Origin of the sequence: Brevibacillus fluminis (genome assembly GCF_052072235.1) — a bacterium.
Lineage (GTDB): Bacteria > Bacillota > Bacilli > Brevibacillales > Brevibacillaceae > Brevibacillus_D > Brevibacillus_D fluminis_A.
Genome location: NZ_CM125436.1, coordinates 3,644,085 through 3,664,416, shown reverse-complemented (window position 1 = coordinate 3,664,416; position 20,332 = coordinate 3,644,085). Strand labels below are relative to the sequence as shown.

Genomic DNA, 20,332 nt, shown 5'->3' with positions numbered 1-20,332 from the left:
CGTATGGGGGACTTTTCGACACAGTTTCATCGCTTTGTCGCTCTTTGTACGGAAGAATACTTGATCAAATACGCAAACAAAGGCTTGTACAACCGGGCGCAAAAAGAGCTGGAAAAGGGTGCGCAGGTGACGTACGAATTCCAGGCGGACCAAGTGACGTGCACGCTTGATGACGGTACGGTCTGCCAGCTGACCGATCAGATCGAGCGCTTTTCCTGCACATGCCCGTCCGATAAAATTTGCAAGCATGTGCTGCTCGCGATCCTCTCCTACCACCGGCAGGAGGGGATCGAGGCGCAAGCACCGACGGCCGATTTCAGCTGGATTCTGACGCAGCCGATCGATACGCTTTGCCGTCACTTTACAGAGTCGCAGATCGATGAGGTGCTGTTCCGGGTTCACTATGAAGAAGAGCTGGCGATTGCGGAGGGGGCGTTTCTCACCGTTGCGTTGACCTTTCAAGGCGTGGAAGTTTCGTTTCTGGAAGAGGCGGACATTGCCAAAAGCATGTGCAGCTGCAAGGAAAAGGCGGGCTGTATCCATCGGCTGGAAGCGCTCATCCGCTACCGCATGCGGCATGGAATAACCGATTTTGAACAGCTGCATCAACGCACGATCGATGTGACCTATTCGGCGGATGTCGTCTCCGATACCCGCGCGCTCATCGCGCAGATTGCCGCCACCGGTCTGGCAAAGCTGCCGCAGACGGTATGCGACCGTCTGGAGGTGCTGGCGATCGCGGCGCATAACGGTAATCTGCCGAATCTGGAGCGGGAGATACGCGGGATCAATGGCGAGCTGGGGCTGTTTTTCAAGCGGCATGTCCGCTTCTCCAAAGACTTGTTTCGCAAGCGGCTGACGCGCGTAATCATGAATCTCGAAGCGCTGGAGCAAACAACGGCTACCGTGGAGCAAAAAGCGCAGCTGCTCGGACGCTTCAAAAGCAGATACTACCCGATTCCGCGCTTGCAGCTGTACGCGTTGGGCGCCAATCCGTGGGAAACCCGCTCCGCGTACAAAGGGATCACCTATTATTTCTACTCGCCGGATGACGGCGGCATCTACACGTATACCGAGGCAAGACCTGTCTATTATGAGGATGTTTCCTTCGCATTCGCCGACCAGTATGCCAAGCGTTCGCCGTGGAATCACGACCTGACGATGAAGCAGATCGCCGGCGCGCAGCTTGTGGCGACCACTTGCAAAGTCAACCGGGAGCGCCGTCTTTCATCAAGCGAGGAGACCTCCATCGCGATCAAGCCGCGCATGCGGATTGAGGATGTGGAGCTGGGCGAACTGGTGGTAACCGATTGGGCACAGGTGCGCGGCAATGAAGGGCGGCAGCTTTTCGCCGATCGCCGCGAACAGCTGATGATGCTGAAAGCGAGTCATGTGGCACAGACGCATTTTGACCAAAAAACGCAAACCTTCCTCATCACGGTCGAAGATGCGAAAGGAAATCAGCTTCCGCTGACGATTCCTTACAACAAGGAGTGGGCGGGCAGCGTCCGCTTTCTGGAAAAAAGCCGCGAGCTGTTGGGGCTGCGGGATTTTTATATCCTTGCCCGACAGGTGGACGATGCGATTGAGCCGATCAGCATGCTAAAGGATGCATCGCTCAGCAATCTGAAGCTGGACTTTTAAGCGTGGGGGTGAAGGGCGGCATGGATGCAGTTGCACAGCTTGCCGACAGGTTGACGGAATGGAGCGAACGGCTTTTGGTGAAAGGCCTGGCGAAAACGGATGCAAAAGACGTGGAAGAACTGCACGCCCTTTGTGATGAGGCAAGAGAGCTGGACATGGGCTTTCTTTGCTCGCTGCTCGAACAGCTGGCGGAAGCGGGCGCCTGTTATGTCCGGGACAGCCGGGCGGATGTAGGGGAACTGGTTCGCCGCTATTTTTACTTGTGCCAGTATGTGAGCATGGCGGAGACGGGCGCTGAAGACAACCAGCCGTAACAGGCAAAACGGAAAAATGAACACGATGGAATGGCAACCAAGCTCCTGTGCAGACAGGGGCTCTTTTCTGTGGTACAGGGCAACCCGCTCGTGTTGCGAAGGAACCCGGAACGCAGACTCCTCCGCCGATTACAGCGATTGGGCGGAGGGGGCTTCCTGCAATTCCCGGGCAGCGCCTATGGCGATGATTGGATACGCGGAAAAGAAAATGAGATGAAGCTCGTTCCATATAGTATGATGGAAGTAAAAAATATTTTCCTGGATGCGCGAAGCGAGGAAGCCGGATCGGCCTGCTTTCCAAAAGCGGCGCAATCTTACGAAGAAAATTGCTCCGGTTCGTCCAGCTTGGACGCTGGTGCCGTTTGCGGAGTCTCTTTGTAGTATTTTTCCATCGTCTTGGCGGCTCCGGTCCAGCGGGAGAGCGCGGCCAGAGCGCCGAAGATGCCTTTTTGCAGGAAGCGCGGCAAGTACGGGACATAAAACTCGCCCAGTTCAAACAGCGTTCCGAGGAGCAGCGGGTTTTTCGGCAAATAAATTTTTAGCAGCGGGTTGTAGTAGCTGCGTCCATCCGTATCCAAGCCATACCCGCAGCGGACGAAAGCTTCGAATGTGTCGGCGGGGCGGATTTCGGCGGTGAAGCTGACGAATTGGTCGGTATTGTTCCAGAAGCCGTGCGTGTGACCTTTCGGGATGACGGCCATGTCGCCTTTTTTCAGCGGGATTTTTTTTCCGTCCAACGTCACGTCCAGAACGCCTGTCAGCCCTTCAAAAGTTTCGACAAATGCGGTATGGTAGTGGAGAAAGATACCGTTATTCGGGGGCAAATCCGTGCGGAACAGCAAGTATTCGCCATTGGTCTCATCAGTGGTCTTGATGAACGTGACGGATTCCCCCGTGGTCGGGTTGCCGACGGTACGACTCAAGCTGGACATGGTTCATTCCTCCAATTTGGGGTGGATGGCATGGTGTCTTGAATTTTTTGTCATAATAGTTTTACTATAAAATATTCGACAATAATAGACAATAAATACATCATGTATGATGGCAAAACATGTGGAGTTGATAGCATGAATGATAGGATTGTCGTTCCCGGTTATAAGATTACGGACAGAATCTCCAAGAATAGCAACCAGCTTGTTTATCGGGGCATCAGGATAGAAGATCAGCTGCCTGTCATTTTAAAACTGCCAAAAGAAGGCTATCCCGCAAAAAAGCTCAAGCATGAATTTCATATTTTGCAATCTCTGCATACAACAGCCGTCACGAATGTTGTTGAATATATCAATATCGGAAGAGACAGCGTCCTGGTGCTGGAAGATCACGGTGGGGTACCGCTCGATCTGTTTTTGAAGATGAAGCGGCCATCGATCAAAGAGATCATCTCCATTTGCATCCGGATCGCCCGCTGTATCGGGGAAACCCATCAGCAGCATATCATCCACAAGGACATCAATCCTGCCAATATACTCATTCGCCCGGATTCGCTCGGAATCAAGCTCGGCGGATTCGGCAGCGCGACCCGGCTTGCCGAAGAATATCAGAGCGTAGTGAATCAAAGGGAGCTGGCGGCAAGCTCTCCTTATGTATCTCCTGAGCTGACGGGCCGCATGAACCGTTCGCTTGACTACCGAACCGACATTTACTCCTTTGGCATCGTCGCCTATGAGATGCTGACAGGATTTCCGCCGTTTTTGTCCACCGATTTGCTGGAGATGGTGCATGCCCATATCGCGCTTGCGCCGATTCCGCCGCATGAACTGAATCAGGCCGTGCCAGGCGTCCTTTCGGAAATTGTGCTCAAATGTCTGGCGAAAAACGCGGAAGACCGTTACCTCAGCATTTCCGGCTTGATCGCCGATTTGCAGCAATGTCTGCACCTGCTGGTCGAGACCGGCACAATCGAGCCGTTCCCCATTGCCATGCAGGATCAGACGGATCGTTTGATCATTCCGCAAAAGCTGTATGGGCGCGAGCAAGAGGTGCAAAAGCTGGCCGACGCGTTTTCGCAGGTGGCAAACGGCGCCATGCGCTTCATTCTGGTCAGCGGCAGCGCAGGTGTCGGCAAGTCGGCACTGGTCAATGAGGTGCAAAAATCGCTTTACACAGGCAAGGGCCGTTTTGTTCGCGGCAAATATGATCAGCTAAAGCGGGACATTCCGTACTCGGCGCTTTTGCAAGCGTTTCAGGAATTGATCCAGCAGCTTTTGATGGAGGAGGAGGCTGCGCTTGCGGTTTGGCGGGAAGCGATTCTCGATGCGATGCAAGGGCTCGGACAAGTCATCGTCGAGGTAATTCCCCAACTGGAAAAAATCATCGGCAAGCAGCCGCCCGTGCCGGAGCTGCTCCCGGCTGAAGCCAAAAACCGGTTTCAATTGATGATGCAGCGCTTTATCCGCGTTCTGGCTCGCCCCGATCATCCCCTTGTGCTGTTTCTTGACGATTTGCAATGGGCGGACACCGCATCGCTTCTGCTGATTCAGGAGCTGTACAAAGATTTGCACATGAACCATCTGCTGCTGATCGGCGCCTATCGTTCCCAGGAGGGCACGACGAATCCAGCCTTCCTTGCGATCCTAAACGAACTCGACTGGCAGGATGCGATCATCGACCGCATTCCGTTACGACCGCTTGGCGTGACACAGCTCAATCAGCTTTTGGCGGATACGCTCCGGCTCGAACCGTTCCACACGATGCCGCTGGCCAAAATCATGGTGCAAAAAACAGAGGGGAACCCGTTTTTTGCCAGACAGTTCCTCAAATCGCTCTATGACAGCCAGCTGTTGACTTTCCAGCATGAAGAGCGGCGCTGGCTGTGGGATCTCGAGCAGATCGAGCGTCTCAGCACGGCGGACAATGTCGCCCAGTTTCTCGTCGACAAGGTGCTGCAGCTTCCCCACAGCACGCAAAGGCTGCTTGCCTATGCCGCCTGTTTGGGCAACACCTTTTTCCTCGATATGCTGGCCGCAGCAAGCGCGCAGGGGGAGCCGGACACTGCGCAGCAGCTATGGCCGGCCATTTTGGAAGGGCTGCTCTATCCGCTCGAAGGGGAGCAGCATATCGCCTATATGGCAGATACGCTTGACGACTATGAGGAAACGCCGAAAGTGCAGTTCGTGTTCGTGCATGACCGGATTCAGCAAGCCGCCTATTCGCTGCTTGGGGCAGACGAGCGGAAAAGCGCCCATCTCGTTCTCGGCAAAATGATGGAGCATTTGTATTTCACGGTGAAATCAGACGATTACCTGTTCGAGATGTGCGACCATTTCAGCAAAGCCGACGACTTGCTCGAGGAGCGGGATGCCCGACTGCGCGTGGCGCGCTATCACCTGATGGCAGGGCAAAAGGCGAAAAACTCGACAGCGTACGATGCCGCCCTGCAATATTTGAAGCGCGGCGCCAAATTGCTGCCCGACGATGCCTGGCGAGCAGATTACCCGCTTGCAATCGAGCTTTACACGCTTTTGGCGGAAGCCGAGTATTTGTGCAAAAACTTTGCGGAAGCGGAGCGGTTGTTCCGGATCGTTTTGGATCACGCCAAAACCGCGCTGGAGCGCGTCCGCGTTTTGGAAATTCAAATCCATATGCATACGGCACTGGCGAATTTTCCGCTCGTGGTGGAAATCGCCAATGAAGCGCTGCGCCTGTTGAACGTGCGCATTCCAGCGGCCCCGGGAAAGCTTGATTTGTTCAAGGAAATGCTGCGGATCAAGCGGAGATTGGGCACGCGCAACGTCGAGCGGCTGCTCGATCTGCCGTATGTCCCGGAAGAAAACTATAAAGTAGCGATGAACATCATCAGCTATGCCGGTCCGTCTTCGTACTTTGTCAACCAGAACTGGTTTGCGCTGACGATCTTGCGCGTGCTTACCCTCTCGCTTGTGCACGGCAATTGCGTTGCGTCCGCCAACGGGTATACCGGATACGGCATCGTGCTCTGCAACAAATTTTCCCAATACAAGGCGGGACATGATCTCGGGAGACTGGGGTGCCAGATCGCAGAAAAATTCCAGGACCCGCTTGCCATGACGAAAGCGTACGGCGCATTCGCAATCATGATCAACCATTGGCGCAATCATGCCAAAACAAATATTCCGCTGTTGAAAACGGCGATCCAGCATGGGCTTGAGAGCGGGGGCAACATTTATGTCGCCTACAATTCCTTAGGCTTGCTTGACACCATGTTTTTTTGCGGCACCTCGCTTGACGAGCTGGGCAAACAGCTGCGCCTTTATGCCGATTTGATCCGGCAGGTGAAGGTTGTCGACCACGACGACCGCGTGCTGTTGCTGCATCAATTCCTCGACTGCATGACGCTCTGGAAGCAGGAGCGCGCGGCCTTCGCAGGGCACGGGTTCGATGAATCGGCCTATGCGCTGGATCTGCATGCGGACAGCAACGGCTACAAGCGGTACATTTACCACTTTTATAAAATGCACGCCTGTTACTTGTTCGAGCAGTATGCGCAAGCTGCCGCCTTATCGATTGAGGCCGAACAGTGGATCGAGACGGTCAATGGCCAGCTGCTGTCGGCGCAGCATTACTTCCTGCAAAGTCTGGCGCTCACCGCCCTGTACGAGGCCGCCCATCCGGAAGAGCGCGCACACTACCGGAAAAAAATCAAAGCCAATTTGCGCAAGATGAAGCGCTGGGCCGGGAACAGTCCGGAAAACTTCTTGCACAAACAGCTGCTGATGGCCGCGGAATGGGCCCGTGTGCGCGGGAAAAACCAGGAGGCATCGAACTTGTATGAGCGTTCGATCCAGGCGGCCAGACAAGCGGGCTTTCTGCAAAATGAAGCGATCGCATGCGAGTGTGCAGCCAAATTTTCGCTGTCAATCGGGCTTGCGACGCTGGCCAAAGTGTACATGACCGAAGCGTATGATGCCTATCTCATGTGGGGAGCGGTGGCGAAAGCGGCCGATCTGGAAGAAAAGTATGCCGATTTGTTGTACCGCAGCCAATCAAAAGCGTCGGACCGCCCGGCTGAATCGATCATCGAGATTGCCGCTGCGATGGCTTCCTCGCCCGTAAGCACGGAGCGTCCCGCCGCCAACATCCTCGACTTGATGACGGTCATCAAAGCTTCGCAGGCCATGGCGAGCGAAATCAAGCTGGAGAAGCTGCTGGAAACGATGCTCGGCACGGTCATCAGCAGTGCGGGCGCGCAAAAAGGGCTGCTGATTTTGAAAAACGAGGCGGAATGGCTGATCGAAGCTGCGGGCTACGTAGGCAAGGACATGGAGATCATGCAGTCGATTCCGTATGACCAGAGCGGTTCGCTGTGCGTGTCGGTCGTCAATTATGCGATCCGGACGGAGGAGATGGTGGTGCTGCATGATGCTTCCCGCGACGAGCGCTACCAGAAGGACGCCTACGTTGCACAGAACAAGCCCAAGTCGGTTCTCTGCGCGCCATTGTGGAAGCAAGGCAAAATGATCGGGATTCTTTATCTGGAAAATAACGTGGCGTCCCATGTGTTCAACGAAGGGCGGACAGAGCTTTTGCGCCTGATTTTTTCCCAGATGGCGATTTTTATCGAAAATGCCCGCTTGTACCATCGCCTGGAAGTGTGGAATCATTCGCTCGAAAAAATGGTCGCGGAGCGGACCGGCGAAATTCAGAAGCTTTTGCAGGACAACAAAAATTTGCTGAACCATGCAGGCCAGGGCTTTTTGCTATTCAGCGACAATCTGGTCGTCCATTCGGAATACAGCCGCGAATGTTTGCGGATTTTCGGCAAGGAGATCGCCGGCATGGCGGTACCCGAGCTGTTGTACCCGGATCAGCGGGAAGAGCGGATGTTCATCGAGTCGCTTCTGCACAAATACTTTGAAACGAAGAACAGCATGCAAAAGGAATTGTATCTGACCTTGATGCCGCAGGAGATTACGGTAAACCAGCTGCCGGTGAAGCTGGAGTGCAGACCGATCCATGATGCCGGGGAGACGCAGATCGGCCTGATGCTCATCCTCACTGATCTAAGCGAGAAGCGCGCGCTGGAAAATAAAATGGAGCAAGATTTGCAGATTTTGAAAATGGTCGTGTCGGTCGTGACCAACATTGAGCTGTTTCAGGCCGCGACACGCCAGTTTGAGGTGTTTTTCAAGCATGAATGGGAGCGCTTCTTCGCCGATGTCAATGGGGGCAAAGAGCGGCTGTTCGAGCTGATCGGCCGGCTGCATCAGTTCAAGGGGGATTTCAGCCAATTCCATCTGCTGCATACGCCGCAGAAGCTGCACGATCTGGAGACCGAGCTGTTCGAGTGCATGCGGCAAAACGACCCGGACGCGCTGGCGAGGCTCGGGGCTTCAGGCGAACCGAATGCCGTCTTGCAGGTGATGGAGCAGGACGTGCAATTGCTCAGGCAAAAGCTTGGGTACGGGTTTTGGGAAAGCAAAGCGCAGGCTGTGTCGTTTAGCCAAGACCGCTGGAAGCTGTTTTGCGACAAGCTGGCGGCTCGCATGCTAGAGGAAGGCGATGAGGAGCTGTATCGTGCGTTTCAAGAGCTGCATCACCGTCCTGTCGGCGAGCTGTTCACCCGTTATACCGATACGGTGACCCAGTGGGCGGTCCGCTTAGGGAAGCATGTGTCCCCACTCAAAATCGAGTGCGATGAGCTGTGGGTCAATCCGGACCGGTTCGCCGGCTTTGTCAGCTCGCTCGTCCACGTATTCCGCAATGCGGTCGACCACGGGATCGAGGATGAGGAGGAGCGGCTTGCGCAGGGGAAGGAGCTGTGGGGCAGCATCCGCTGCACGATCAGGCAGGAAGGTGACCGATTGGTGATCGCGATCGCGGATGACGGCCGGGGCATCGATCTGGAGCAGGTCAAGAGCAGCTGGCTGAAACGAAACGGCATCGGTTTTGCCGATGAGCCGGTCTGGAGCGAGCAGGAATGGCTGGCCAAACTGTTCGCAGACGATTTCTCCTTGAAAAACGAGGTCAGCGAAATGTCAGGGCGCGGTATGGGGCTTGCCGTCGTCAAGCGGGAGCTGGAGCAGTTGGGCGGCCAGGTGGAAGTCAAAACGCGCAAAGGTGAAGGGACAAGCTTTAATTTTTACTTGCCGCTGGAGTAGAAAAAAACCAGCCCCCCGTATAACAGTGCGGGAAGGCTGGTTTGGTGTTACAGGACGTTTGCCACTGCGCCAAGCAGCTTGTCTTCATCGATCGGCTTGGTAATATAGTCGCTGGCGCCTGCTTTGATCGCTTCAAACACAAGCGGCTTCAAACCGTATGTGCTGACGACGATGATTTTGGCACCATGGTTTTCTTTCACAATCAGTTTAACGGTTTCGATGCCGTTCAGCTCCGGCATGTTGATGTCCATCGTGATCAAATCCGGCCGGTGCGTCAAGTATTGATGGTACGCTTCATAGCCTGTCGTTGCTTCTGCAACGACTTGATGTCCAGCGCGTTCGAGCGTCTGTTTTATGTATTCTCTGACTACTACAGAGTCATCGGCGATCAGGATGCGAGCCATAGGACCTCCTCAGGTTTTTCCTTGAAAATAGGATAGATAACGGTATAGTTACCATATCATTTGCGAGAAAAAAGTAGCAAGGAAAAAATGGGTACCTCCTTCAGTCTAATGGATGCCCCGTCCTCTTGAAATGAGTATCTGGCAGGAGAAGTGGGATTGTGTCTTTTTGCCTAAATTTCGGTTAGGCCACCTCGATGGGGCGCATGTCCCATCGCCAGCAAAAAAGCAGCTCGCCTAAATTGGCAAGCTGCTTTTTTGCAAGTCTCACATCCCGTAATAGGAGCGGAGTGCCTGCACGATGCCGAGCGGGTTTTTGCGCAAATCTTTGGCGCTGAAGAAAATGTCGCCTTGCACCTGCGGGTATTGCGCATTGCAGATCAGCTGATTGATGATTTCCTGGGCGTTTGACCAGCCGGCTTCCGCAGTTCCCAGCTTGTACGGGGAGTGGCCGATGTAGAGCTTGACGCCGGTGCCATTTACCTCGTTCGCCCACCATGCGACCAGCTTGTCATACTGCGCGGGCGTAAAGGAGAGGCTCCAGTACAACTGGGGCGCGACATAATCGATCCAGCCTTGTTTGATCCACGTCCGCACATCGGCATACATGTTGTCATAGGCGGTTACGCCCGCTTTCGTATCCGAGCCGGTCGGATCTTTGGCGATATTGCGCCAGACGCCGAACGGGCTGATGCCGAATTCGACCTGCGGCTTAGCGCTGTGGATGGATGCGCCCAGCTGGGACACGAACTGGTTGATATTGTCGCGGCGCCAGTCGGCCTTGGCCGCGATTTTTTTGCTGTTGTACGCCTTGAACGTCGCATCGTCATTGAAAGCGCCGTCTGACGGGTAAAAGTAGTCGTCCAGATGAACGCCATCGATGTCATAGTTTTTCACGACTTCCATGATGTCCTTGATGATTTCCTGGCGCGCCTGGGGTATTCCCGGGTTGATGTACAGCTTGTTGCTGGCATTGACGATCCAGTCCGGATGCGCTTTGGCCACATGGTTTGCGGCCAGCTTGTCCGTTTTGGCATCCGTATTGGCCCGGAACGGATTGAACCAGGCGTGGAATTCCATGCCGCGCTTATGCGTCTCCTCGATCATGAAGGCGAGCGGATCATACCCTGGATTTTTTCCTTGCGTGCCGGTCAAAAACTTGGACCACGGGACAAGCGATGAAGGATAAAGCGCATCCGCGGCAGGGCGTACCTGGACAAATGCGGCATTCATGCCCATGCTTTGCAGTTCATCGAGAAGCTGGATGTACTCTTGCTTCTGTTTTTGCTGGTTGCCGACGGACGCGTTGGACGGCCAGTCGAGATTGAAGACGGTGGAAATCCACACGCCGCGCAACGAACCTTCCGTATGTACAGAATCGCTGTTATTGCCGGTATTGCCCGACGATTCGCTGCCGGAATTGATGATGTCCGGAGGCGGACCTGCAACCGAACCGTTTGCTGATGTCAACAGAATGGTACGGCTGGCCTGATCCCAATCTACTGCAAGTCCGAGCTGCTCGCTGACGAATCGGACAGGCACCATGATTCTGCCTCCTTTGTTTTCAGCGGATGCGTCCAGTGAAACGCTGTTGTTGTTCACCACGGCAAACGGCATGTTGACGGTCATCAAAATGGTTGTCCTTTGGCGGCTGATGGTGGCTGTCTGGCTGCCCGAGTCCCAATCGACGGAGGCGCCAAGCCCTTCGCTGATGACGCGCAGCGGGACCATCGTGATGTTTACCCCCGGCAGGATGTAAGGCGAGACATCGCTTGCGAGCGGTTGCCCATCCAGCAGGAGGGTGATGGCGGAAGGGGCTGCGGCCTGCACAGGCGGCGGCTGAAGCGCCGGGACGCTTGCCGCAAACAGCAGGAGCGCAAGAAAGCAAATGTGAATCCAGTTGCGAAACCTCATGTTGAAAAGCCTCCAAAACGATAGATTTGCAGATTTGCGAGAAAATCTCTATGGACAATAGACGCCCGGGCGGCGTTTTTGTTTCGCCAGGACCGGAAAAATAGAGCCTTTTGACTAGATGGCAGACGATGCGGACCGTCTTTGTCGCGCTAGTCGGATATGATACAATAAACGAAAGGGTTATCGGACTTTCGCTGGTGACAGAAGAACGCAGGCGGCGGCAACGGGATGCTGCGCGCTTGGCTTCGGTTCGGGCACCGTGCGATCCCCCATTGGAGGCAGCGATGCTGGGGGAAAGGGGTGGTGTGATGCTTACGATTGAAAACGTGATGAAATACAAAGGGAATGCGGAAGGAGCGGCAGCGGAACTGCTGTTTTCCGGGATTACAGCCAGTGTCCGGCAGGGGGAGCGGATCGCCTTGATCGGCGCGTCCGGCCAGGGGAAGAGCACGCTTTTGCGCGTGCTGTCGCGGCTGGATTTGCATGATGGCGGGCGGATTGCCCTGCATCAGCGATCGTCAGAAGAGTCGGACGAACGGGAATGGCGAAAACGGGTGTGCTATGTGGCCCAGCAGGCCGTGATGCTGCCTGGCAGCATCGAGGATAATTTGCGGACGGCAAGCCGCTTGCACGCCCAGCCCTTTGACGCGGAGATGGCCGGACGGCTGATGGTCTGCCTTGGTTTGGAGCATTTGGACAAAAACAAGCGAGCGGCGGATTTGTCCGGCGGCGAAAAGCAGCGGGTGGCGTTGATCCGGTCCATGCTGCTGGGCGCGGAGCTTTTGCTGCTGGATGAAATCACGGCCTCGCTCGATCCAAACAGCGCGAGAAAGGTCGAGGAAACAGTGGATGAGTGGCAGCAAACGAGAGGAACGGCGTCGATCTGGGTCACGCATGATCTGGAGCAGGCGCAGCGGGTGAGCGGCCGTACGTGGTTCATGGCGAACGGGACGCTTGCGGAAGACGCGCCGACGGACGCTTTTTTCCAGCAGCCCGCGACGGAAGCGGCACGCAGCTTTTTGCAGCTGCCGAAAAGTACGGTGAGCCTATGAGCTTGTTCGCATTAAGCTGCACGCTTGTGTTTGTGCTGGCCTCGATGGTCATCTCCGTCTGGCAAAAGCTCGGCCTCGAAAAAGACATCGCGGTCGGGACGATTCGCTCCGCGGTGCAACTGCTCGCGGTCGGCTACGTGCTGCAATTTATTTTTCAAGCGGACCAGCCTGTCTACTTAATCGTCATCATCTCGTTCATGATCGCCGTCGCTTCGTGGAATGCAAGCAAGCGGGGCAAGGGGATGAAGGGGATTTTTTGGCGGATCGCCGTTGCGATCAGCGCCATGGAGCTGCTGATGATGGGGATTTTGCTTTCGCTCGGCATGATCGCGCCGACGCCTCAATACATCATTCCGATCAGCGGCATGACCATCGGGAGCGCGATGATCGTCTCCGGCCTATTCATGAACCAGATCAAGCGCGAGTTCCAGGCGTCGCGCGGAGAAATCGAGACGTTGCTGTCGCTCGGGGCAACCGCCAAGCAGGCGATTTGGGACGTTCGCCGGCGGACGGTCAAATTCAGCATGATTCCGACGATCGACGGGATGAAGACCGTAGGCATCGTCCAGCTTCCCGGGATGATGACGGGCATGATCGTAGCCGGAGCAGACCCGGTCGAAGCGGTGCGCTACCAGATTTTGATCGTCTTTTCTTTTACAGGAGCGGCTGCAATGACCAGCATGCTGCTCAGCGTGCTGTGCTACAAGCTCCTGTTCACAAACGATCTGCGGATGAAGCAGCTGGACGGCGACAGGTAGCCACCGCAGCATCGCATATGCCGACCATACAAAAAGCAAGCGGCCATCGGGAAACTCTCCGTGTGGCGGCTTGCTTTTTTGTGCTGTTCCGGTCGGTTATTCGGTACTGGGGTGGACGCTGCCGTCCGCGTCGATGCGCACATCCTTTGAGATCGACTGGATTCGCTGGCGCAGCTTTTGGGCGTTTTCCGCGTTCATCGGGACAGCCTGCCCCAGCTCGGCGTGATGGGGCAGCATCGTGAGCGAACAGGCGCCAGCTTTTGTGCAAGTCGCTTGCAGCACCATCGTTTCCCATGTCCGCGGCTCGCTCGCCCGTGTAAAAATAAAGTTGCCGGTGCTGTAGGCGATCCATTTGTCGCGATACGATTCGAATCCTTGCAAGACGTGGGGATGGCCGCCGACAATCAAATCGGCGCCGGCATCGATGAAGGCGCGAGCCAGTGTCGTTTGGTGCTCGACAGGCCAATCTTCCCGTTCCTTGCCCCAGTGAGGGATGACGATGACGAGATCGGCCTGCTTTTTGGCCGCGCGGATCGCCGCGACAGCTCGCGCGGGATCGTAGACCGAGGCGACGCCCGGCTTGTTTTTCCCGGCGTACCAGCCCACCTCCGGGATCACCCGGCTGAAACCGAAAAAGGCCATCTTGATGCCGTTTCGCTCCCCGATGACCGGGGCGTACGCGCGGTCGTCATCGGGACCTGCGCCCATGTACGCGATGTTATGTTGCGCGAGGACGTCAAACGTATCCAGCAAGCCGTCCACCCCTTGGTCCATCGAATGGTTGTTGGCCAGATTGACCAGGTCGACTCCGGCCGCCTTCAGCGCGGGAATTGCTTCCGGCGGCGATTTGTAGACGAATTCCTTGTTGGCTGCAGGCATGCCGCGCTTTGTCACCGGCGTTTCCAGATTGCCGATCGTATAGTCGTCGTCTACAAACAGATCCTTCACATAGGCGTAGGGAAAATCGTAGCCTTGCTCCTTGAGCCGCGTTTCCACATGTCCGGTAAAAATGAGATCGCCGATGAAGGTCAGCTTGACGGTGGCGGGCTTTTCCTCAGGCAAGGCGGCATCCACCGGTTGCTCCACCGGCGGTGACGTGCCCGACAGCCCTTCCAGATACGCTTTGCCGACGAAGAGAATGCCAGCCACAGCGAGGCAGGCGAGCAGGACGCCACCTGCAAGCAGGCTGATTTGTTGCGGACGGAAGGCATTCTGTCGCCGCTTTCGCTTTTGTTCCCGGCGCATGGCCGCGATCCGCTCGCTTCTCGTTTGATCCATGATTTTTGTCCCTCATTTTGCATTCGATTCTTTTCAATGATTCAGCGGAATGATGCGTTCCCCCTCCATTAGACGGCTAAAAAGACAAAATGTTACATTTTTCGAGTTTTGTTGCTGTTGTGAATCAAATTCTTCTTGAATATCAGAAAATATCAATTTATAATTAAAATCAGAAATCGTTTCCGGTATTCGGAAAAGTTTTTCAGTCAATTCATCCGGTATGTCGAATTAGGGGGATGACAGGGTGATCGAGGTTAAGCAACTTGTGAAGTCGTTTGGCTCATTGACCGTGCTGAAGGGCGTAAACCTCACGGTGAATGAAAAAGAAGTGGTCGTTCTGCTGGGAGCCAGTGGTTCAGGGAAAAGTACGCTGCTTCGTTGTTTGAACTTTCTGGAAATGTATGACCAAGGCGAGATTTGGGTCGGCGGCACGCGGATCGATCCGAAAGTGACCAACTTGAACAAATTCCGCTCCGAGGTCGGGATGGTGTTCCAGCACTTCAACCTGTTTCCGCACAAGACCGTTTTGGAAAATGTCATCGAGGCGCCTGTCCACGTCAAAAAAATGAATGTGGCAGAAGCCAGGGCGCTCGGCTCCGAACTGTTGAAAAAAGTCAACATGCAGGACAAGGCCGATGTGTATCCGGACATGCTCTCAGGCGGCCAGAAGCAGCGGGTTGCGATTGCCAGGGCACTCGCCATGCAGCCGAAAATCATGTTGTTCGATGAGCCGACGTCAGCGCTTGACCCCGAGCTGGTGGGAGAGGTGCTGCAAGTCATGAAGCAGTTGGCCCGCGAAGGCATGACGATGATCGTCGTGACGCATGAAATGGGCTTTGCCCGCGAAGTGGCGGACCGGGCCGTATTCATGGATAACGGCCAAATCCTCGAGCAAGGACCGCCAAGCACATTCTTTGAAAATCCGCAGCATGATCGTACCAAGCAATTCCTCGGCAGCATTCGTTAACAAATCATCCAAATTCCAGGGGGGCATTACCATGAAAAAGAGAACAAAATGGACAGGCGCATTCGTTACAACCGCACTTCTCAGCTCGCTTTTATTGGCAGCATGTGGAGCGGGAGGCGGCGGCAACGCAAGCGCGCCAGCTGCTTCCGGAGGCGATCAGGCAGCGGGAGGCAAAAAAGATTTCACCTACGCGATGAGCGGCGTGTACAAGCCGTTCAGCTTTAAAGACAACGGGAATTTGACCGGCTTTGACGTGGAGATCGGACAAGCGCTGGCGGAAAAAATGGGCATGAATCCGGTGCCGATCACCAATCCGTTTGAAACGATCATCCAGGGGCTGGTTTCCAATAAATACGATTCGATCATCGGCAGCTTGACAGTGACGGACGAACGGAAAAAAGCAATCGCTTTCACCAACACCTACTACCGTTCCGGCTCGCAAATGTTCGTGGCGGAAGACAACAACACGATCAAGACGAAAGAAGATTTGAAAGGCAAGCGGATCGGTGCGCAAAAAGGCTCGAACTACCTGGAGTGGGCGAAAAAGCTGACCGATGCGGACAAAATCACCACCTATGACAGCGACATCACCGCCCTGCTCGATCTGACGACCGGCCGACTCGATGCGGTGATTACCGACCAGGTTGTCGGCTTGCGCTTCATCAAAGAAGGCGGCGGCAAAATCAAAGATGTCGGCGAACTGCTGAGCAAGGACGACCAGGCGATCGGCGTGCGCAAAGATGACAAGGAAATGCTGGACAAAATCAACAAGGCGCTGGATGAGATCATCAAAGACGGCACGTATGAAAAAATCAGCCAAAAATGGTTCGGACGCAATATTCTGGGTCAATAACGAAACCGATGCGCAAGGAGGGTGTCCCGCTCCGAGGACACCCTCACGTTTTTCAGCCAGAGCGAGGAGTGATCATTTGTGATTGATATTTTATTCTCCAGTTATCCGCTTTTCCTGAGTGCGATGCTGCTTACGCTTAAATTGACGGTGGTCGCGCTGGTAATGGGCTGTTTTGTCGGTCTTGTCGTTGCATTTTTCCGCATTTCCGATTCCAAAGTGTTGAATACCATCGCGCACCTATACATTACCGTCATTCGGGGCACGCCGCTGATCGTGCAGATCGCGATCCTGTATTTCGGGATTTCCAGTTTGGTAACGCTTTCAGCGTTCTGGGCGGGAGCGATTGCACTCGCGATCCATAACGGCGCGTACATCGGCGAAATTTTCCGCGGCGCGATCCAATCCATCGACCGCGGGCAGATGGAAGCGTCCCGTTCGCTCGGCATGCCGTATTCGATGGCGATGCGGCGGATCATTTTGCCGCAAGCGTTCCGGCGGGCGATTCCGGCCTTGGGCAACCAGTTCATCATCGGGTTGAAAGACTCGTCACTGGTCGCGTATGTCGGGATGTCCGATCTGTGGGGCGCAGCGCTCAGCGAGGCGGCTTCCAACTACCGCCAGCTGGATACGTATATGGTAGTCGGCCTGTATTATCTGGCCCTGATCATGCTGTTCACGTACTTTGTGAACAAGTTGGAAGGAAGGCTGTCCAATGACCGCCGCTCTGCAAAGTCGCGGAGCAAGGATACCGGCGTGGCAGCGTAATGTGAACAATAGAGGACGGGAGAATATGGTTCAATCAATCGATCGGACGATGACGATTATCCGGGTGCTGATTTCGGACGAGAAACCAGCGTGGCCCATCTCTGAGTTAGCTGATGCGACCGGCTTGCCGCTCAGTACCTTGCACCGATTTCTGGAATCGATGATCAAGTATGGACTGGTCGAGCAGGAGCCGGTGACCAAGCATTATAAAGCAGGCTATACGTGGATGGAGATCGGTTTTGCGCTGCATGACAAGATCAACTTCCGGCATGTCGCCAGACCGATCATGGAGGAGCTGGCGCAGGAGGTGGAGGAAAGCATTTTCCTCAACATGCCAGCTGGCTTTGATTCCATCCCGATTGAAAAGGTGGAAAGCCCGCTGAAGCTGCGAATCGACGAAAATCTGGGCGAGCGGATTCCGCTTACGATCGGTGCGCCCAACCGGGTGATTCTGGCGCACTGGAAGCAGGCGGACATGCTGAAGGTCGTAGCCAAGCAGCTGCCCGCCGCCCAGCATCAGGCTTTTCTGGAGCAGCTGGCCGTCGCCAAGGAGGCGGGCTATGCGATCAGCTATGGAGAAAAAACGGAAGGCACCGTCGCGGTAGCGGCCCCGATCATCGGATTCGGCCACCAGCCCGTCGCCGCCCTCTCCATCAACGCCCCCAGCTTCCGCGTGCCGGAAGAACGCCTGTCAACCCTCGTCGAAAAAGTCAAACAAGCCGCCGCGCTCATCACAGCAAGAATCGGTGGTTTATAAGGAAAACCATCAGGGAATCCTGATGGTTTTCTGTTTGTCGAGAAAGTCCCCTTTGGATAAAAGGGGACTTTCTCGAAAGGACTTCTGAAAGAAGTTTTTCTTATTCTCCGAAAAGGGCAAACGGAATATTGCCGGTCGTAAGCCACGTAAACGCGGCGGAAAAGCCAAATATCGTGGAAATCGTTTGGAGGGAATTGGTAATTACTGTAGAATAAATATGAAGTTGATCAGGTTGTCAATTTATACACATAAGGAGATAAAACGATGGAAAAAAACAAATTACTGAGAATGGACAATGTTGGTATCGTTGTAGAATCCCTTGATAACGCAATCTCTTTCTTCGAGGAGATTGGTTTGAAGCTCGAAGGACGAGCTACTGTCGAAGGTGAATGGGCTGGTCGCGTAACCGGGCTGGGTTCACAGTGTGTAGAGATTGCTATGATGGTTACCCCAGATGGCCACAGCCGACTTGAACTTTCGCGATTTCTCACCCCACCGCCTATAGCGGATCACCGAACTGCTCCTGTAAATGCCCTCGGTTATCTACGCGTCATGTTCACCGTTGAAGACATTGACGAAATGGTATCCAGACTCACGAAGCATGGTGCTCAGCTCGTTGGCGAAGTGGTTCAGTACCAGGACTCGTATCGGCTCTGCTACATTCGCGGAACGGAAGGACTTCTAATCGGTTTGGCGGAACAACTCGGTAATAAATAAGTGACGTTTAAAAGAAAACGTAACTGAAATATACATGACAATGCCGACCAGGCTTACGCCAAAAAACGGAAGCGCCTTTGCGCCACATCTACTACATCCTTGAGATACATTCGCCGCGCAGCGTGTGGCTTTGGGGCGCAGTTTTCGTTTTTTGGCGTGAGCTGTTCTCCTCGCCTCCACAAAAACCCATCCTTCCCGCCCTCAAGCTGCAACCTTCCCTCCGCTTCACCCGTACTACAAAAGAGAACACAAACCGGGGAGGGAAAACCGATGCTCGACCTTGGAGCCGTCAGCATCGAATGGGGCACGCTCCTGTTCCAGTTGATAACATTTCTGATCCTGCTCGGATTGCCTGTCGGACTGATCCTCTATCTCATCGCACGATCCAACCGAAAGCAGAAGACCATTGCCGAACTGGAGCGGCGGATCGAGCGATTGGAACAGGAAGTGAAGCAGAACAGGAAAAAAGAGAGCCAGTGAGCGGCTCTCTGCGTGTCGAGACGCCCACTTTCGAAAAAAGGGGGCGTTTCGCGTACCGTTTTACATTTTTTTGCCCTATCCGCAAAATGCAAAGCGGGGGTCTATCGCCAGCCTGACCATCAAGCAATCCTGATGGTTTTTTTATTTTTTTCCTTATTCTCTCCACCCCTGCCCATCAAACCAAAACGTAAGCCAAAACCGACAGCAGCACAGACGTGATGCTCATCGCAATCAGCGGGCGCAACGCCTTTGTGCGCAGGTCGCGCAGATTGACGTTCAGCCCGAGCCCGACCATCGCCATCGTCAAGACGAACGTAGTCAATGTCGCGATGCCATCCTTCAGGCTATCCGATACCGGGATGACGCTGCCCATGACATAGCTGCCGAAAAAGCTCATGACGATGAAGCCGATGAGGAACCAAGGGAACTCGATCTTGGTTTCCGCTTTGGCGCGGCCGGTTTTTTTCATCCACGCCATCAAAATGAAAGAGAGTGGAACAAGCAGCAGGACGCGACCCAGTTTGGCCAATAGCCCGATCGCGAGCGCATCCTGACCGCCGGGCGCGGCTGCCAGCGCCACATGGGCGATCTCGTGCAAGCTGATTCCCGACCAGATGCCATAGCTGGTGGGCGCAAGTGGCAAAAACGGACGGAGGATCGTGTAGCCGACGGCAAAAATCGTTCCGACCAGCGCGATGATGCCGACGCCGATCGCCGTATCTTCATCCCGCGTCTTCAGAATCGGCGAAACAGCCGCGATCGCCGCCGCTCCGCACACGCCGGTGCCGACGCCAAGCAAAAGCGAGAGCGACGCGTCCGCTTTCAGCCATTTGGCCAGCAAGACAGTGAGCCCGATGGAAAAGACGATCACGCCGGCATCATACGCCAAGAGCCCGAGTCCTTGGTGAAACACAACATCCATATTCAGCTTCAATCCATATAAAATGATGGCAAGACGGAGCAGGCGCTTTGCAGAAAATTGAATCCCTGTGCGCAACTGCTCGGGGTATCCCCAGATTTGGCGATACGCTACGGCGAGGATGATCGCACAGGCGAGCGGGCCAACATGGTCAAAGCCGGGCACTTTTGCCAGCGCGTAGCCTAGAAGGGCGACTGTCATTGTAAATGCAATGCCTCCCAGCCAGCGGCCTGTCGAGGTCGTTGTTTCCGGTTCGTTCGTGTTTTTCTTCGTCATTTCATTGAAAAGGGAGGCGGTTCCTTGCTTCGTTTGTACTGCCATTTCGATCACCTCAGCGTTGTAACTTACATTGACAGCATAGTCGAAAGCGTGACATAAGGAAAATAAATCGTTATGATGATGATAATAAGTAAATATGTATAATAAAAGGCATGCGA

General features: G+C 54.7%; 16 protein-coding genes. 11 read left to right on the top strand and 5 right to left on the bottom strand.

Translation table 11 applies throughout. From position 1 onward, the window contains the following. Positions 1 to 3 precede the first annotated feature (3 nt). The gene (locus tag ACTID9_RS18230; protein ID WP_441066286.1) at positions 4 to 1,644 is read left to right on the top strand and encodes an SWIM zinc finger family protein; all 1,641 of its coding nucleotides are present in this window, start codon (positions 4 to 6) and stop codon (positions 1,642 to 1,644) included. 20 nt (positions 1,645 to 1,664) lie between these two features. After that, positions 1,665 to 1,958 (top strand): hypothetical protein, encoded by a 294-nt coding sequence (locus ACTID9_RS18225; protein ID WP_441066284.1) that lies wholly within the window; start codon positions 1,665 to 1,667, stop codon positions 1,956 to 1,958. A 314-nt stretch (positions 1,959 to 2,272) separates the two neighbouring features. Here the strand turns inward: ACTID9_RS18225 and ACTID9_RS18220 are convergent, their stop codons facing one another. After that, positions 2,273 to 2,890, bottom strand: coding sequence for a cupin domain-containing protein (locus ACTID9_RS18220; protein WP_441066282.1), 618 nt, complete (start codon positions 2,888 to 2,890; stop codon positions 2,273 to 2,275). A 135-nt stretch (positions 2,891 to 3,025) separates the two neighbouring features. Between ACTID9_RS18220 and ACTID9_RS18215 the strand changes: the two genes are divergently transcribed. Further along, positions 3,026 to 9,034: an AAA family ATPase gene (locus ACTID9_RS18215; protein ID WP_441066280.1), complete on the top strand. Its 6,009-nt coding sequence runs from the start codon at positions 3,026 to 3,028 to the stop codon at positions 9,032 to 9,034. Positions 9,035 to 9,081: 47 nt separating this feature from the next. Here ACTID9_RS18215 and ACTID9_RS18210 read toward each other — a convergent pair whose 3' ends face one another. Beyond that, positions 9,082 to 9,438 (bottom strand): response regulator, encoded by a 357-nt coding sequence (locus tag ACTID9_RS18210; protein ID WP_441066278.1) that lies wholly within the window; start codon positions 9,436 to 9,438, stop codon positions 9,082 to 9,084. A 264-nt stretch (positions 9,439 to 9,702) separates the two neighbouring features. Beyond that, positions 9,703 to 11,349 (bottom strand): family 10 glycosylhydrolase, encoded by a 1,647-nt coding sequence (locus ACTID9_RS18205; RefSeq protein WP_441066276.1) that lies wholly within the window; start codon positions 11,347 to 11,349, stop codon positions 9,703 to 9,705. Between the two features lie 308 nt (positions 11,350 to 11,657). Between ACTID9_RS18205 and ACTID9_RS18200 the strand changes: the two genes are divergently transcribed. Together ACTID9_RS18200 and ACTID9_RS18195 are read left to right on the top strand one after the other, a co-directional pair. After that, positions 11,658 to 12,401 (top strand): ABC transporter ATP-binding protein, encoded by a 744-nt coding sequence (locus ACTID9_RS18200; RefSeq protein ID WP_441066274.1) that lies wholly within the window; start codon positions 11,658 to 11,660, stop codon positions 12,399 to 12,401. Beyond that, a complete protein-coding gene (locus ACTID9_RS18195; RefSeq protein ID WP_441066272.1) occupies positions 12,398 to 13,159 on the top strand; it encodes an ABC transporter permease in 762 nt (253 codons plus the stop codon). Before ACTID9_RS18200 ends, ACTID9_RS18195 begins: the two co-directional genes overlap by 4 nt. Before the next feature lie 96 nt (positions 13,160 to 13,255). Here ACTID9_RS18195 and ACTID9_RS18190 read toward each other — a convergent pair whose 3' ends face one another. Beyond that, positions 13,256 to 14,437: a CapA family protein gene (locus tag ACTID9_RS18190; RefSeq protein ID WP_441066270.1), complete on the bottom strand. Its 1,182-nt coding sequence runs from the start codon at positions 14,435 to 14,437 to the stop codon at positions 13,256 to 13,258. A gap of 244 nt (positions 14,438 to 14,681) precedes the next feature. Here ACTID9_RS18190 and ACTID9_RS18185 point away from each other — a divergent pair, with 244 nt between their 5' ends. From ACTID9_RS18185 to ACTID9_RS18160, 6 genes are all read left to right on the top strand, one after another. After that, on the top strand, positions 14,682 to 15,404 hold the full coding sequence (locus tag ACTID9_RS18185; RefSeq protein ID WP_441066268.1) for an amino acid ABC transporter ATP-binding protein: 723 nt from the start codon (positions 14,682 to 14,684) through the stop codon (positions 15,402 to 15,404). A 31-nt stretch (positions 15,405 to 15,435) separates the two neighbouring features. Next, the gene (locus ACTID9_RS18180; RefSeq protein WP_441066266.1) at positions 15,436 to 16,257 is read left to right on the top strand and encodes a transporter substrate-binding domain-containing protein; all 822 of its coding nucleotides are present in this window, start codon (positions 15,436 to 15,438) and stop codon (positions 16,255 to 16,257) included. 78 nt (positions 16,258 to 16,335) lie between these two features. Continuing rightward, on the top strand, positions 16,336 to 17,022 hold the full coding sequence (locus ACTID9_RS18175) for an amino acid ABC transporter permease (RefSeq protein ID WP_441066264.1): 687 nt from the start codon (positions 16,336 to 16,338) through the stop codon (positions 17,020 to 17,022). 25 nt (positions 17,023 to 17,047) lie between these two features. Then, positions 17,048 to 17,779, top strand: a complete 732-nt coding sequence (locus tag ACTID9_RS18170) for an IclR family transcriptional regulator (protein ID WP_441066262.1) — start codon at positions 17,048 to 17,050, stop codon at positions 17,777 to 17,779. 264 nt (positions 17,780 to 18,043) lie between these two features. Beyond that, the gene (locus ACTID9_RS18165) at positions 18,044 to 18,496 is read left to right on the top strand and encodes a VOC family protein (RefSeq protein ID WP_441066261.1); all 453 of its coding nucleotides are present in this window, start codon (positions 18,044 to 18,046) and stop codon (positions 18,494 to 18,496) included. Between the two features lie 270 nt (positions 18,497 to 18,766). Further along, positions 18,767 to 18,976 (top strand): hypothetical protein, encoded by a 210-nt coding sequence (locus ACTID9_RS18160; protein WP_441066259.1) that lies wholly within the window; start codon positions 18,767 to 18,769, stop codon positions 18,974 to 18,976. Between the two features lie 175 nt (positions 18,977 to 19,151). Here the strand turns inward: ACTID9_RS18160 and ACTID9_RS18155 are convergent, their stop codons facing one another. Next, positions 19,152 to 20,171 (bottom strand): YeiH family protein, encoded by a 1,020-nt coding sequence (locus ACTID9_RS18155; RefSeq protein ID WP_441072637.1) that lies wholly within the window; start codon positions 20,169 to 20,171, stop codon positions 19,152 to 19,154. Positions 20,172 to 20,332 lie beyond the last annotated feature (161 nt).

Bases quoted from the DNA above. Each gene is read 5' to 3' on its own strand.
- ACTID9_RS18230 (WP_441066286.1), top strand. From the start codon at position 4: ATGGGGGACTTTTCGACACAGTTTCATCGCTTTGTCGCTCTTTGTACG.
- ACTID9_RS18225 (WP_441066284.1), top strand. From the start codon at position 1,665: ATGGATGCAGTTGCACAGCTTGCCGACAGGTTGACGGAATGGAGCGAA.
- ACTID9_RS18220 (WP_441066282.1), bottom strand. From the start codon at position 2,890: ATGTCCAGCTTGAGTCGTACCGTCGGCAACCCGACCACGGGGGAATCC.
- ACTID9_RS18215 (WP_441066280.1), top strand. From the start codon at position 3,026: ATGAATGATAGGATTGTCGTTCCCGGTTATAAGATTACGGACAGAATC.
- ACTID9_RS18210 (WP_441066278.1), bottom strand. From the start codon at position 9,438: ATGGCTCGCATCCTGATCGCCGATGACTCTGTAGTAGTCAGAGAATAC.
- ACTID9_RS18205 (WP_441066276.1), bottom strand. From the start codon at position 11,349: ATGAGGTTTCGCAACTGGATTCACATTTGCTTTCTTGCGCTCCTGCTG.
- ACTID9_RS18200 (WP_441066274.1), top strand. From the start codon at position 11,658: ATGCTTACGATTGAAAACGTGATGAAATACAAAGGGAATGCGGAAGGA.
- ACTID9_RS18195 (WP_441066272.1), top strand. From the start codon at position 12,398: ATGAGCTTGTTCGCATTAAGCTGCACGCTTGTGTTTGTGCTGGCCTCG.
- ACTID9_RS18190 (WP_441066270.1), bottom strand. From the start codon at position 14,437: ATGGATCAAACGAGAAGCGAGCGGATCGCGGCCATGCGCCGGGAACAA.
- ACTID9_RS18180 (WP_441066266.1), top strand. From the start codon at position 15,436: ATGAAAAAGAGAACAAAATGGACAGGCGCATTCGTTACAACCGCACTT.
- ACTID9_RS18170 (WP_441066262.1), top strand. From the start codon at position 17,048: ATGGTTCAATCAATCGATCGGACGATGACGATTATCCGGGTGCTGATT.
- ACTID9_RS18165 (WP_441066261.1), top strand. From the start codon at position 18,044: ATGGAAAAAAACAAATTACTGAGAATGGACAATGTTGGTATCGTTGTA.
- ACTID9_RS18160 (WP_441066259.1), top strand. From the start codon at position 18,767: ATGCTCGACCTTGGAGCCGTCAGCATCGAATGGGGCACGCTCCTGTTC.
- ACTID9_RS18155 (WP_441072637.1), bottom strand. From the start codon at position 20,171: ATGACGAAGAAAAACACGAACGAACCGGAAACAACGACCTCGACAGGC.